Below are 13823 nucleotides of genomic sequence, written 5' to 3'. Positions count from 1 at the left end.
CCCCGCAGGACCTGGAGTCCCACCGGGCTCAGGCAGGCCGGAACTGAGAGGAAGCACTGTATGGACCTATACGAGTACCAGGCGAAGGAGCTCTTCGCCGCCCACGGGGTGCCGGTGCTGCCGGGCACCGTCGCCACCACCCCGCAGGAGGCGGAGGAGGCCGCCAGGCGCATGCTGGCTGAAGGCTCCAGCCTCCTGGTCATCAAGGCCCAGGTGAAGACCGGGGGCCGGGGCAAGGCGGGCGGCGTCAAGCTGGCCCGCAGCGTGGAGGAGGCCCGTGCCCGCGCCGAGGAGATCCTGGGCATGGACATCAAGGGGCACACCGTGCGCACCGTCCTGGTGGCTGACGGCGTGGACATCGCCGCCGAGCTCTACTTCTCCGTGCTGCTGGACCGGGCTGAGCGCCGCTACCTGGCGATGTGCTCCCGGGAGGGCGGCATGGACATCGAGACCCTGGCCAAGGAGCGCCCGGAGGACCTGGCCCGCGTGGGCGTGGACCCGCTGGTCGGCATCACCCCCCAGGTGGCCCAGCAGATCGTGGCCGCGGCCCGGATAGAGCCCCCGCAGGTGGCGGCCCAGGTGGCCCAGGTGATCGAGCGCCTGTGGGAGGTCTTCACCGCCGAGGACGCCACCTTGGTGGAGGTCAACCCCCTGGTCCTCACCCCGGACGGCCGGGTGCTGGCGCTGGACGGCAAGGTCAGCCTGGACGACAACTCCGCCTTCCGTCACCCCGGGCACGCCGCCTTCAAGGACACCCGGGACGCCGACCCCCTGGAGACCCGCGCCAAGGAGGCCGGGCTGAACTACGTGCGCCTGGAGGGCCAGGTGGGGGTCCTGGGCAACGGGGCCGGACTGGTCATGTCCACCCTCGACGTCGTGGCCGGGGCCGGTGAGAGCCACGGCGGTATGCGCCCCGCCAACTTCCTGGACCTGGGGGGCGGCTCCTCCGCCGAGGTCATGGCCACCGGCCTGGAGGTCGTGGCCTCCGACCCTCAGGTGCGGGCGATCCTGGTGAACGTCTTCGGGGGCATCACCTCCTGCGACACCGTGGCGGAGGGCATCATCACTGCCGTGCGGGAGCTGGAGGGCTTCAGCAAGCCCGTCGTGGTGCGCCTGGACGGCAACAACGCTGAGCTGGCCCACCAGATGCTGGCCGAGGCGGCACTGCCCGGCGTCACCGTAGTAGAGACCATGGACGGCGCCGCCGACGTCGTCACCGCCATCGCTGAGCAGCAGGGAGCCTGAGACCGTGAGCATCTTCCTTGACCACAGTGACCGCCTGATCGTCCAGGGAATGACCGGCTCCGAGGGCCGCAAGCACACCCGCCGCATGCTCTGCGCTGGCAGCCAGGTGGTGGCGGGCGTGAACCCGCGCAAGGCCGGCACCAGCGTGGACTTTGAGGTGGAGCCGATCGGCCCGGGCGCGGGCCAGGTGCGGGCCGGGACCGTGTCCGTGCCCGTGTACGGCAGCGTAGCCCAGGCCCGGGAGGCCACTGGGGCCACCGTCTCCGTGGTCTTCGTGCCCCCGGCCTTCGCCAAGGACGCCGTGGTGGAGGCGGTGGACGCCGGACTGTCCCTGGTGGTGGTCATAACCGAGGGAGTTCCCGTGGCGGACACCACCTACTTCCGGGCCTACGCCGCCGCCAAGGGCGTGCGCCTGATCGGCCCCAACTGCCCGGGGATCATCTCCCCGGAGCGCTCCAACGCGGGCATCACCCCGCCGGACATCACCGGCGCGGGACCCCTGGGACTGGTGTCCAAGTCCGGTACCCTCACCTACCAGCTCATGCATGAGCTGCGGGACCTCGGCTTCACCACCTGCATCGGTATCGGCGGGGACCCGGTGGTAGGTACCACCCACATCGACGCCCTGGCGGGCTTCGAGGCGGACCCGGACACCGAGCTGGTCGTGATGATCGGTGAGATCGGGGGCGACGCCGAGGAGCGCGCCGCCGCCTACATCAAGGAGAACATGACCAAGCCAGTTGTCGCCTACGTGGCGGGCTTCACCGCCCCCGAGGGCAAGACCATGGGCCACGCCGGGGCGATCGTCTCCGGCTCCTCCGGCACGGCCGCCGCCAAGAAGACGGCGCTGGAGGCCGCGGGCGTGCGCGTTGGCCGCACCCCCTCGGAGACGGCGCGCCTGGCCCGCGAGACCCTGGCCGCCACGCGCGCGGCCGCTGCTGGCCGGGCGTGACAGGAGCCGTGCCGCCGAGCACCCGCAACCGCCCAGGACTGGTCCCCCCGGACTGGCCCTGGGCCTTGCGCGTAGCGGGAGAGTGCGTGCTGCTGAGCTGGCTGCTGGTGCTGGCCACGGTGCTGGCCGTCTACCTCAGCGGCACGGCGCAGGACGCGGCGGCGGCCCTGTCAGCCGACGGTGCGGTGCGTGCCGCTACCCGCCTGTGGGGCCTGGGATTCGGCGGGACCTACAGCCCGTTCACCGGTGAGGGCGGGGACGCGGACCGGCTAAGCCTGCCGCTGCTGGGGCTGACCCTGCTGCACGCTGTGCTTGCCTGGGGGGCTGCTGGCCGGGCCCGGCTCGCCGGGCTGCTGTCGGTGCTGTGGGTGGGCCTGGCTGCTGGGCTGGCGGCCGGGGTGCTGTGCCTGCTGGGTGGTGGCGGCCCGGTGTGGGGGGCCGTGCCCGGGGTGGCGCTGGTGACCGGTGGGACCGCCTGGGCCCGCTGGTGGCGGGAGCGGCGCCGGGCGGCGTCCCAGACCGGCCGCACCCGGCTGCTGCCCTCCGGCCCGGACTGGCTGGCTGAAGGACTGCTGCTGGCCACCCGGACGGCGGGGCTGCTGGCCCTAGCGGCCCTGGTAACCGCCGGGGGGATGCTGCTGAACGGCTGGGAGCGGGTCACGGCCCTGCAGCAGGCTCTTGCTGGCGGGGGAGTGGCTGCCACCGCTTCCCTGGTGCTGCTGCAGCTGGGCTGGCTGCCCACCTGGCTGGTCTGGGCCCTGTCCTGGCTGACGGGGGCGGGCTTCCGGGTGGGGGACGGCACCTTGTTCTCCCCGGGAGGGGTCAGGGCCGGGCCGGTCCCCAGCCTGCCGCTGCTGGGGGCGCTGCCTGACTCGGGCCTGGGGGCGGTGGCCGTCTGGGTGGCGCTGGTGCCGCTGGCGGTGGCGGCGCTGTGCGCGTGGTCCCGTAGACGGCGGCTGTGCCAGCTGAGCCTGCCGGGTGCGGTGGCGGCCTGCGCGGCGGCCACCGGGCTGCTGGTGGTGGGTGCGGGACTGGCCTTCTGGGCGGCCAGCGGCTCGGCGGGCCCCGGACGTCTGACCCAGGTGGGGCCCTCCACCTTGGGCCTGGTGCTCCTGCTGGTGGAGTGCGGCACCGGCCTGTGCCTGACCACCGTGCTGCTGCACCCGCGCACGCGCGAGCACGTCACCAGGACCTTGTTCAACGCCGATAGCAAGGCGCTGTGAGGGCCCCTAGGCGCAGGCAGCACGGCAGCCTGGTCCGACGCTGCCAGCGGGTGCTCCGCCGGGCCGGGGCCATGGGGCTGCTTGCTGTGGTCCTGGTGTGCTCCAGCCTGGTCGGTGCCCGTGCGGAGATAAGCGTCAACCAGGCCCTGCTGACTGCCCGTGACCAGCCCGTCGACCTGCTCATCACCGCTGGGCCTGACCTCGCCACGCCTCTGGACGGGCACCCCCACCTGGCCCCGGACGCCTGGATGACCCCCGGCCTGGTCTCTGAGGAGCAGATCCGCCAGGTGCAGGTCGTGCCGGGCGTAGAGGTGGTGGCCCCCGCCACCGTGCTGCCGACCTGGGCCAAGCCCGCAGGCGAGGCCGTCAGCGCCTGGCTGCCCTCCCAGCCGGGCGCTGACCTGGCCTGGACCGCTGACCTGCAGGTCGCCACCACGGACGGCACCGGCACCCGTCGCACTGACCTCCAGCAGGTGGGGGCCCTGCTGCAGGCAGACACCACCCTGGTCTCCCCCGGCATCAGCCGGGCGAGCCTGCTGGGCCCCACCGCCAGCCCCGTCGTGGTCCTGGGCCCGGAGGGCTACCGCTACGAGCCCCAGTACGCCCCGGCCACCGGCGCGGGACTGCTGGCCAACACCTACCTGACCGCAGCCCGCTCCTTCGCGGTGGCGGTGGACCCTGAGGCCGAGGCGCGCCTGGCCCGCGCCGTCGGGGCGGAGGACCTGGCCTCCTCCCTGGACACGCTGGCACAGACCTCCACTGCTGCCGACGCCGGCACCCAAGAGGCAGCCATGGCCCGCTTGTCCCCGCCCCTGACCAACGGCCAGCCCGTCCCCGCCCTGGTCAGCACTGAGCCCCGGGGTGAGATCACGGTCGAAGCCACCATCACTGCCCGCACCCCCGCCGACCTGGGCCCACAGGCGCAGGCCCCGGACGGCGGCTGCCAGACCTCCCGCCTGCTGAAAGGCTGCCACTCGCTGACCCCGGAAGGGCTCGCCGCCCTCCACAGCCTGCCGGTCACCGAGATTCGCAGCTCATCCCTCTCCTCACCATTGAGTGCCTGGGCCGGACACGCCCACCCCTACACCACGGACGCGGCGAGCCCGGTACCAGTCATCAGCACCGGCCCGTTCTGGGCCCACCCGGACGCCGCCTCCGCCAAGGTACTCACCCCCCTGAACCGCACCTACAGCAGCGGCAGCAGCGGCCCCGGCGTCGTCCTCAGCCCGGTGGGTCCACCCAGCTCCCTGGGCAGCCAGTGGCACGACGAGACCTACCGCCCCCACACCCAGCGCCCCACACCGGTGCCCGCGCTGAGCCTGCTGGCCGGGGAGGCCGACACCTACACCCCCGTCACCAGTACCTTCCAGGCGGGTACTAGCCCGCTGAGCGCCTCCACCCTGCGCACCGCTGACGGGCCCGTCCGGCAGACCCTGGACGCCACCGGTGCTGCCACCTCCGCCGCCCCAGCCCTGGTCTCCCGCCAGCTGCTCCAGGCCCTCATGCCGGGCGGGGAGCTGGGGGCAGGGGTGCTGCGCGTGCGCCTGGAACGGCCCACCGGGCAGCCGCCCTCGGACACTGAGTTGGAACGGGTCGCCGCCCAGATCGCGCAGACCGGCCTGGACGTGACCGTGCTCACCGGCGCCTCCCCCGTGGAGGTGGGCGTCACGCTCGGGGGCCACGACCCGGTGGCCTGGCACGGCACAGCCACCGAGACCTGGACGGAGCTGGGCGCCGTGCTGCGGGTGGAGCAGGCCACCGGGCGGGCCCTGCGGCTGCTGCCCGTCCTGGCCGTGCTGGTGGTCGGTGCCCTGACCGTGCTGGTGGAGTCCAACGCCTCCGTGGCCCGCCGCCAGGAGGCCCGCACCCTGCTGCACACAGGCTGGACGGGCCAGCAGGTGCGCCGCCGCCTCCTGGCCGCCACCCTGCCCGGCAGCACGCTGGTAGGGGTGGCCTGCCTGCTCGTGGTCCTGCTGGCCCTAATCCGGCCGGTGGCCAGCGCCGGGCCGGGCACGGGAGCGCTGGTGGTCGTCGGGCTGGCGGCCTGCCTGGGAACGATAGCCCTGGCCTGGTGGGACGGGTGGCGGGCCGCGCAGCCCCGCCGGATCGCCCCTCCCACTCCGACCGGGGGTCGCGCCTCCTGGCGGCGTCTCAGGCTCTGGCGTGCCCGCAGGCGGGGCGGCGGGGCCAGCGGCTCGCCCCTGGCCGTGGGCTGGCACGCCCACAACCCGGGCCGCTGGGCCGTCAGCGGCGCGGCCCTGGCCGCCGGGGCCCTGACAGTCCTGGGGCTGGAGGTGCTCAGCGCCACCAGCAGCCAGGCAGGCTTCTCGGAGCTCGCCGCCCAGGGCACGGGCCTGGTCGGGGCGGCAGCACGCCTCCTGCTCCTGCTGGCCGCCTGCGCCACCGCCGCCGTCCTGCTCCTGGGACTGGGGGACCTACGGCGCGCCGCCCACCGTCGCCAGCGCCTCCTGGCCAGCCTGGGCTGGTCGCGGCGCTCGCGGCTGGGGGCGGAGGCGGCCCTGTGGGCCCGCCAGCTCGCACCGGTTCTGCTGGTACTCCTGCCGACGACGGCGCTGGGGCTCGGCGGTCCTACAGGCTGGTGGCAGTCGGGAGGCCCAGCCGGGACGGGGTCGGCCCTGCTCTGGGGCTGCCTAGTGGTGGCCTGCGTGCTGCTCGTGGCGGTCGGCCTGACCGTGCGGACGGCGTTGCGGGCCTCCCAGCCGGTCAGCCTGCCCGCCCCCGCAGGCAGCGCCCCTGCCGGTAGCCCAGCCCGTGCCGCAGCCAGTGTTCCGCCCGTATGAGTCCCGGAGGACGACCACGATGACGCAGACCGCCGCCAGCCCCCAGGACGCGCGGGGCCGGGAGGAGCCTAGGCACGAGGCACCCGGCCACGACCCGGCCAGCCCGGACACGACCAGCCGCGGTGCCTCGGGCCAGGACACCCCCAGCGAGGCCCAGCCTGCAGCCCGGCAGCCAAGCCACCCCGGGGGAGAGCCGCTGCTGGAGGCGGAGGGGCTGTGCCTGGCCGTGCCCGGCCCCGCGGGCCCGCGCCAGGTCCTCCATGACCTTTCCCTGGGGCTGCGGGCGGGGGAGCTGGTGGCTGTCACCGGCCGCACCGGAACCGGCAAGTCCACCCTGCTGCGCCTGCTCGCCGGGGTGCTCCGGCCTCAGACAGGTTCTGTGCGCTGGCAGGGTACTCCCCTGGAGGGGCTGGGCCCCGAACAGGTCACCCGGATGCGCGCGGGCTTCTTGGGCTACCTGGACCAGGGCGTGCCCGTCATCGAGGGGCTGACGGCGCTGGAGGCCGTCATGGTGGGGGCTGGCCCGCTGCGCCGCTCCCAGCGGGCCCAGACGCGCCAACGAGCCCGCCAGGCCGCCCACCGGCTGGGCCTGGACCTAGTCCTGGACCACGAGGTGCGTACCCTCTCCGGCGGGGAGCGGCAGCGGGTGGGGCTGGCCAGCCTCATCACCGCCCAGCCTCGCCTGCTCCTGCTGGACGAGCCGAGCTCCGCCCTGGACGAGGCCACCACCCGCCAGCTCATCGCCTACCTCCAGGAGCTGGTGGCCCAGGGCACCGGCGTGCTCGTGGCCACCCACGACCCGCTGGTGGTGGAGGCCGCGGACCAGGTACTTCCCCTGGACTGAGCCGGGCGCGCTATCCTGGCCCTGCCGCGACTGGCGAGGGTGGGCAACCACCGGGGAGCGGCAGGCCTGCACCTGGCACCACCGCAGCACGGGGCGTCGTCCGCCTGGGCTTCCCGGCGACCAGAGCCCCAGGAGCGCCGCATGAGCCTGACCCCTGCCACCCACCCCGCCGAGCCCACAGAGCCCCTGGGGCAGGTCCCCGTCAAGCGGGCCCTGCTGTCCGTCTATGACAAGACCGGTCTGGTAGGGCTGGCCACCGCCCTGCACGCAGCAGGCGTGGAGCTGGTGGCCACCGGCTCCAGCGCCGCCGCCCTCGTGCAGGCGGGCCTGCCGGTCACCGGCGTCGAGCAGGTCACCGGCTTCCCCGAGTGCCTGGACGGCCGGGTCAAGACCCTGCACCCGCGCCTGCACGCCGGGATCCTCGCCGACCGGCGCCGGCCCAGCCACCTTTCCCAGCTGGCCGGGCTGGAGGTCACCCCTATAGACCTGGTGGTGGTCAACCTCTACCCCTTCACCGAGACCGTCCGCTCCGGGGCTCCTTTTGACGCCTGCGTCGAGCAGATCGACATCGGTGGGCCCTCCCTGGTGCGGGCCGCCGCCAAGAACCACGCCGCCGTCGCCGTGGTCACCGACCCGGCAGGCTACGACCAGGTGGTCCAGGCGGTGGCCAGCGGCGGCTTCCACCTGCAGCAGCGTCGTGCCCTGGCCGCGCGGGCCTTCGCCTACACCGCCGCCTACGACGCCGCCGTCGCCACCTGGTTCGCCCAGCAGGCCGATACTGCGCCCGAGACCGCCTCCGCAACACCTCCCGACACCTCCCCCGACGCCGCAGGCCACAGCCCGCAGGCCGCCCGCGCCCCCCTGCCCGCCTACCTGGGCCTGGGCTACGAGCGGCTGGCCACCCTGCGCTACGGGGAGAACCCGCACCAGAGGGCCGCCGTCTACACCCTGGCCGGGCAGGGAGGCGGCGTGGCCAACGCCCGCCAGATCCACGGCAAGGCCATGAGCTGCAACAACTACACGGACACCGACGCCGCCGTGCGCGCCGCCTACGACCACCCTGGCCTGGTCACCGTCGCCGTCATCAAGCACGCCAACCCCTGCGGCATCGCCGTGTCCGCCAGCGGGGACGTGGCCGAGGCGCACCGCAAGGCCCACGCCTGCGACCCGGTGTCCGCCTACGGCGGGGTGGTCGCCACCAACGCCCCCGTCACCGTGGCGATGGCCCAGCAGGTCAAGCAGGTGTTCACCGAGGTGGTGGCCGCCCCCGCCTTCGAGCCGGAGGCGGTGGAGATCCTGCGGGCCAGGAAGAACCTGCGGCTGCTGGTGGTGGAGCCCCCGGCCCGTGACGGCTGGGAGCTGCGCCAGGTAAGCGGTGGAGCCGTGGTGCAGGAGCGTGACACCTACCAGGGGGGCGACGACGACCCCGCCACCTGGCAGCTGGCCTGCGGGGAGCCGGTGGACCCAGGCACCCTGGCTGACCTGGTGTTCGCCTGGCGGTCGGTGCGGGCGGTGCGCTCCAACGCGGTCCTGCTGGCCCACGACGGCGCCACCGTCGGGGTGGGTATGGGGCAGGTCAACCGGGTGGACTCCTGCCGCCTGGCCGTCGAGCGGGCCAACACCCTGGGGCGGCGCACCACCGGCGACGCCGCCGCTTCGGACCCGACCGCCGCCAGCCCCGCAGGCGCTCCCGGTAGCAGCGACACCAGCGCCTCCGGTAGCGCCGCTGCCAGCTCGGCTCCAGCGGCGCAGGCGGACGCCGTCGAGCAGCCGGGCGCCACGGCACCGCAGCGCGCCCGCGGCTCCGTGGCCGCCTCCGACGCCTTCTTCCCCTTCGCGGACGGCCTGCAGGTGCTGGCGGAGGCCGGGGTGAAGGCGGTGGTGCAGCCAGGCGGCTCCATCCGCGACGAGGAGGTGGTGGCCGCCGCCCGCCAGGCCGGGGTCACCATGTACCTCACTGGCGTGCGGCACTTCGCCCACTGAGCCGCCCCGCCCCGCGCTTGGGCTGGTACTGCTGGGGCCGGGGCAGCGCGTGTTCCTCAGGGAAGCCCCGGCACCCGGCCCGGTGACGGAGGCGGGGTCCAGCAGGCACTAGCATGGCCCGCGTGGAGCAGGACCAGCAGCATGAGGTCAGGTCCCGGGGCTATCAGCACCAGGACCGGCCCTGGCAGCGCTACCGTACCGCGGGCGTGGTGCTGGTCGGGGCGGGCCTGGCACTGACCCTGGCCCTGGCCCTGCTGGGGCGCGCCTACCTGGCGGTCCTCTGCCTGGCGGCCCTGCTGGGTGCCGTCTCCTGCGTCCGGCTGCAGCGCCCGGTCGGCTCCTGGATGGCGGCCCGCAGCAGGCTGTTCGACGCCGTGTTCGGCCTGGGGCTGGTGATCGTGCTGGTAGCCCTGTCCGGTCTGGCGGCAGGGCACCACGGCTGACTCCCCGGTCCCGCCGTTCCAGCTGGTGGACAGATATGCCGGGGATTCGGCGTCGTCACCAGAGGCGAATAGATTGGCGCCAGCCTGGGAACCTTTGTGCCCGCACCTACCAACCACTGGCCGAAAGGCGCCACCATGCCCGTCTCCGCAAGCACTCCCGCCAGCACGGTCCTGCCCTCCCGGCAGGGGTCCTGGCTGCACCGCGCCGGGATCCTGCCCTGGGTGCTGGCGGCTATCGCCCTGTCACTGCTGCTCGGCTCCCTGCGCCTGGGCGGGCAGCCCCTGGTCCCGGTCTCCGTGGGGCGCCTGTTCGCCACCTTCTCGGCGCTGTTCAGCCAGTTCCTGAGCTTCTCGATCCCGCTTATCATCATCGGCCTGGTCACCCCCGCCATCGCTGACCTGGGTCGTGGGGCGGGCAAGTGGCTGGGTATCACCACGGCGATCGCCTACGGCTCCACCCTGTTCTCCGGGCTGCTGACCTACGCCGTCTGCGCGGCGGTCCTGCCCCGCCTGCTGGCGGGCTCCAGCCTGGCGGACGTCAAGGAGCCCGGCAGCGCCCTGGTCCCCTACTTCACCATCGAGATGCCTGCGCCGGTGCCGGTTATGACAGCCCTGCTGCTGTCCTTCGTGGTGGGGATCGGGCTGTCCATGGTGCCGCGGGGCGTGCTGCGCAAGGGCTTCATCGAGTTCCGGGCCATCATCTCCAAGCTCATCTCCCGCATCATCGTGCCCTTGCTGCCGCTGCACATCTTCGGGATCTTCCTGAACCTGACCTACACGGGCGAGGCCTGGGTGGTTATGCGGACCCTGGTGCGGGTGGTCGTCGTCGTGCTGCTGCTGGAGGTCGTGATCCTGCTGACGCAGTACTGCGTGGCCGGGGCGATCGCCGGGCGCAACCCGCTCAAGGCGATCGGCGTGATGATGCCGGCCTACGTCACCGCCCTGGGCACCTCCTCGTCCGCGGCCACGATCCCGGTCACCCTGCTGCAGGCCAGGCGTAACGGGGTCTCCGACGCCGTCGCCTCCTTCACCATCCCCCTGTGCGCCACCATCCACCTGGCGGGCTCCACCTCCAAGATCTTCGCCTTCGCCTTCGCGATCGTCATGACGCAGGGGCTGACCGTCTCCGCCGCCCAGTGGGTGGGCTTCGTCTTCATGCTGGGGGTGACCATGGTGGCGGCCCCCGGCGTGCCCGGCGGGGCCATCGTGGCGGCCACCGGTCTGCTCTCCTCCATGCTGGGCTTTGACGAGTCCCAGGTCGCGCTGATGATCGCCACCTATATCGCCATGGACTCCTTCGGTACGGCCACTAACGTCACCGGGGACGGTGCTATCGCCCTGATCGTCGACCGGCTGGCAGGCGGCGGCTTCAGCAGCGACGGCGACGTCGAGAACGCCCGCGAGCTGTCCTTTGACGGCATGAAGTACCTGGACCGGGTGAGTGTGGAGGGCGTGGTCAGTGCGGAGGAGCTGGCCGCCTCCGCTGAGGCCGCTGGTCCCAACGCCGTCAGCCACTGAGACGGGGGCTGTACCGCCCCGTTATGTGCTGGATCACAGGCGCTGCTGAGGCTGTGGGACTATCGGGCGACACCGGCGGGGCTGGTCGGCTTAGGCTTGGTCCATTGGGTCACGAGCCCACCTGACCATTCCGAAGGAGTCCTCTATGGCTAACGCCCCCGTGAACGTCACCATCACCGGTGCCGCAGGCAACATCGGCTACGCGCTGCTCTTCCGCATCGCCTCCGGGGCCCTGCTGGGCCCGGACCAGCGGGTGAACCTCCGCCTGCTGGAGATCCCGCCCGCCATCAAGGCCGCTGAGGGCACCGCCATGGAGCTGTTCGACTCGGCCTTCCCGACCCTGGGCTCCGTGGACATCTTCGACGACCCCAAGCAGGCCTTCGAGGGCGCCAACATCGCCTTCCTGGTGGGCTCGATGCCCCGCAAGGCCGGCATGGAGCGCTCCGACCTGCTCTCCGCCAACGGTGGCATCTTCGGCCCCCAGGGCGAGGCCCTCAACGCCGGTGCGGCAGACGACATCAAGGTCCTGGTGGTCGGCAACCCCGCCAACACCAACGCCCTGATCGCCTCCGCCCACGCCAAGGACATCCCGGCCTCCCGCTTCACCGCCATGACCCGCCTGGACCACAACCGGGCCCTGGCCCAGCTGGCCGCCAAGGCGGGCTGCCACGTCACCGACATCGACAAGATGACGATCTGGGGCAACCACTCCTCCACCCAGTACCCCGACCTCACCCAGGCCACTGTCAAGGGCGAGCCCGTCAAGGAGCTCCTGGCTGACCGCGCCTGGGTGGAGCAGGACTTCATCCCCACCGTCGCCAAGCGTGGTGCCGCGATCATCGAGGCCCGGGGCGCCTCCTCGGCCGCCTCCGCCGCCTCCGCCGCCATCGACCACGTGCGCGACTGGTGCCTGGGCGTCAAGGGCTACTCCTGGACCTCCTCCTCCATCATGTCCGACGGCTCCTACGGCGTGCCCGAGGGCATCATCTCCTCCTTCCCCTGCACCAGCGAGAACGGGGAGTGGAAGATCGTCCAGGGCCTGGAGATCGACGACTTCTCCCGCGCCAAGATCGACGCCTCCGCCGCCGAGCTGCTGGAGGAGAAGAACGCTGTCGCCGGCATGGGCCTGATCTGAGCCACTAGCCCAGCCTGACCCGCCTGTAACGGTGCTGCTGCGCCCGGTCCGCTACCTGTGGACCGGGCGCAGCAGCGTCCTAGGAGTGGTCTCAGAGCAGCCGCAGGTGGCGGGATCGTGACAGATTGTGATCGGCCTTGAGGATAGTTGCGCGATTCTGCTCTGGATGGACATATACTTCACACGCCCGGCCGGGCACGTGGCGAGGACGCCACACAAGGAGCGGCCCCAGCCTCTCTAGACCCGGCTCCGACATGAAACAGTGCAGTTTCTAGGAGAGAACATGCGTAACCCCGTCATCTCCCGGCGGCAGGCCCTGGTAGGACTGTCCGCGACCGCCGTCATGGCAACCCTGGCAGCCTGCGGCTCCAAGAAGGAAGCCGCGTCCGCAGACGGCGGAGGTGGGACCTCTGCCCAGGGCGCTGGCGAAGGGGACGCCTCCAAGGTCGACGTCGTCACCTGGTGGTCCGCTGGCTCCGAGAAGGCTGGCCTGGACGCTCTGACCAAGGTGTTCGCCGAGCAGTTCCCGGAGACCACCTTCGAGAACAAGGCCGTCTCCGGTGGTGCCGGTTCCCAGGCCAAGCAGAAGCTGGCCACCGACCTGGCCTCCAAGAACCCGCCGGACACCTACCAGGCGCACGCCGGTGCGGAGATCAAGGACGACATCGACGCCGGCTACCTGGTGGACATCTCCGACCTGTACGAGGAGTTCGGCCTGACCTCCGCCTTCCCCGAGACCCTGGTGGACCGGCTCAAGGACTCCGAGGGCAAGATCTACTCGGTGCCCTCCAACATCCACCGCGCCAACGTCGTTTGGGCCTCGGTCTCCGTGCTCAAGGCCGCCGGGCTGGACCCGGCCGCTCCCGCCAAGGACCTGGACGGCTGGCTCGCCGACATGGAGAAGGTCAAGGCCGCTGGCTACACCCCCATCACCATGGGCCAGGCCTGGACCCAGCTCCAGCTCCTGGAGACCGTCCTGCTGGCCGACCTGGGCGCCGAGAAGTACAACGGCCTGTTCGACGGCAAGACCGACTGGATGGGTGCCGACGTCACCAAGGCCCTGGGCCACTACGAGAAGCTCGTGGCCCTCACCGACACCTCCCTGTACACCGAGGACTGGGAGCCGGCCATGAAGCCCGTCATGGACAACAAGGCCGCCTACAACGTCATGGGTGACTGGGCGGTGGCGGCCTTCGACGGCGCCAACCTCAAGGCGGGCACCGACTACGTCTACTTCCCGGTCCCCGGCACCGACGGCGTCTTCGACTTCCTGGCGGACGGCTTCACCCTGACCGAGGGCGCCAAGCACCCCGGCGGGGCGAAGAACTGGCTCAAGTGCATCTCCTCCAAGGAGGGCCAGATCGCCTTCAACACCGTCAAGGGCTCGATCCCGGCGCGCAAGGACCTGACCGACGAGGAGAAGGCCAAGTTCTCTGAGTACCAGCAGTCCGCCATGGAGTCCTTCGGCAAGGACACCATCGTCTCCTCCATCGCCCACGGCGCGGCCCTGCCCGCCAAGGCCTCCAACTCCATGAGCGAGGCGCTGAACAAGTTCGCGCAGAAGGCCTCCACCCTGGAGGACCTACAGAAGGAGCTGTCTGACGCCTACAAGTCGGTCGCCTGAGCCAGGTGACCCACAGCTGCGGGGCGGACGAGCCCAGCGCCGTCCGCCCCGCAGC

The 13823-nt window shown here is 72.3% G+C and carries 10 protein-coding genes and 1 riboswitch; all 10 genes read left to right on the top strand.

What is annotated here, in order from left to right; translation table 11 throughout:
- The first annotated feature begins 60 nt into the window (after positions 1 to 60).
- The 10 genes from sucC (at position 61) to JG540_RS07530 (ending at position 13768) form a co-directional block, all read left to right on the top strand.
- Entirely contained in the window at positions 61 to 1245 is a 1185-nt protein-coding gene (gene sucC / locus JG540_RS07575; RefSeq protein WP_200275069.1) for an ADP-forming succinate--CoA ligase subunit beta, read from the top strand.
- A gap of 4 nt (positions 1246 to 1249) precedes the next feature.
- On the top strand, positions 1250 to 2197 hold the full coding sequence (sucD, locus tag JG540_RS07570) for a succinate--CoA ligase subunit alpha (RefSeq protein ID WP_200275067.1): 948 nt from the start codon (positions 1250 to 1252) through the stop codon (positions 2195 to 2197).
- 8 nt (positions 2198 to 2205) lie between these two features.
- Entirely contained in the window at positions 2206 to 3420 is a 1215-nt protein-coding gene (locus JG540_RS07565) for a cell division protein PerM (protein WP_200275065.1), read from the top strand.
- A complete protein-coding gene (locus JG540_RS07560) occupies positions 3417 to 6221 on the top strand; it encodes a hypothetical protein (RefSeq protein ID WP_200275063.1) in 2805 nt (934 codons plus the stop codon). The genes JG540_RS07565 and JG540_RS07560 overlap by 4 nt, the downstream gene beginning before the upstream one ends.
- Before the next feature lie 19 nt (positions 6222 to 6240).
- Entirely contained in the window at positions 6241 to 7065 is an 825-nt protein-coding gene (locus tag JG540_RS07555) for an ABC transporter ATP-binding protein (RefSeq protein WP_200275060.1), read from the top strand.
- Between the two features lie 16 nt (positions 7066 to 7081).
- Positions 7082 to 7182: riboswitch (ZMP/ZTP riboswitch) on the top strand.
- A 24-nt stretch (positions 7183 to 7206) separates the two neighbouring features.
- Positions 7207 to 9048 (top strand): bifunctional phosphoribosylaminoimidazolecarboxamide formyltransferase/IMP cyclohydrolase, encoded by a 1842-nt coding sequence (purH, locus tag JG540_RS07550; RefSeq protein WP_200275059.1) that lies wholly within the window; start codon positions 7207 to 7209, stop codon positions 9046 to 9048.
- A gap of 122 nt (positions 9049 to 9170) precedes the next feature.
- A complete protein-coding gene (locus JG540_RS07545) occupies positions 9171 to 9491 on the top strand; it encodes a DUF3017 domain-containing protein (RefSeq protein WP_234042741.1) in 321 nt (106 codons plus the stop codon).
- Positions 9492 to 9626: 135 nt separating this feature from the next.
- Entirely contained in the window at positions 9627 to 11009 is a 1383-nt protein-coding gene (locus JG540_RS07540) for a dicarboxylate/amino acid:cation symporter (protein WP_200275057.1), read from the top strand.
- 145 nt (positions 11010 to 11154) lie between these two features.
- On the top strand, positions 11155 to 12144 hold the full coding sequence (locus JG540_RS07535; protein ID WP_200275055.1) for a malate dehydrogenase: 990 nt from the start codon (positions 11155 to 11157) through the stop codon (positions 12142 to 12144).
- A 283-nt stretch (positions 12145 to 12427) separates the two neighbouring features.
- On the top strand, positions 12428 to 13768 hold the full coding sequence (locus tag JG540_RS07530; protein ID WP_200275053.1) for an ABC transporter substrate-binding protein: 1341 nt from the start codon (positions 12428 to 12430) through the stop codon (positions 13766 to 13768).
- The last annotated feature ends 55 nt before the right edge of the window (positions 13769 to 13823 follow it).

Origin of the sequence: Actinomyces weissii, assembly GCF_016598775.1 — a bacterium.
Lineage (GTDB): Bacteria > Actinomycetota > Actinomycetes > Actinomycetales > Actinomycetaceae > Actinomyces > Actinomyces weissii.
This window is presented reverse-complemented; position numbering and strand designations above follow the sequence as displayed.

Bases quoted from the DNA above. Each gene is read 5' to 3' on its own strand.
- sucC (WP_200275069.1), top strand. From the start codon at position 61: ATGGACCTATACGAGTACCAGGCGAAGGAGCTCTTCGCCGCCCACGGG.
- JG540_RS07555 (WP_200275060.1), top strand. From the start codon at position 6,241: ATGACGCAGACCGCCGCCAGCCCCCAGGACGCGCGGGGCCGGGAGGAG.
- purH (WP_200275059.1), top strand. From the start codon at position 7,207: ATGAGCCTGACCCCTGCCACCCACCCCGCCGAGCCCACAGAGCCCCTG.
- JG540_RS07540 (WP_200275057.1), top strand. From the start codon at position 9,627: ATGCCCGTCTCCGCAAGCACTCCCGCCAGCACGGTCCTGCCCTCCCGG.
- JG540_RS07535 (WP_200275055.1), top strand. From the start codon at position 11,155: ATGGCTAACGCCCCCGTGAACGTCACCATCACCGGTGCCGCAGGCAAC.
- JG540_RS07530 (WP_200275053.1), top strand. From the start codon at position 12,428: ATGCGTAACCCCGTCATCTCCCGGCGGCAGGCCCTGGTAGGACTGTCC.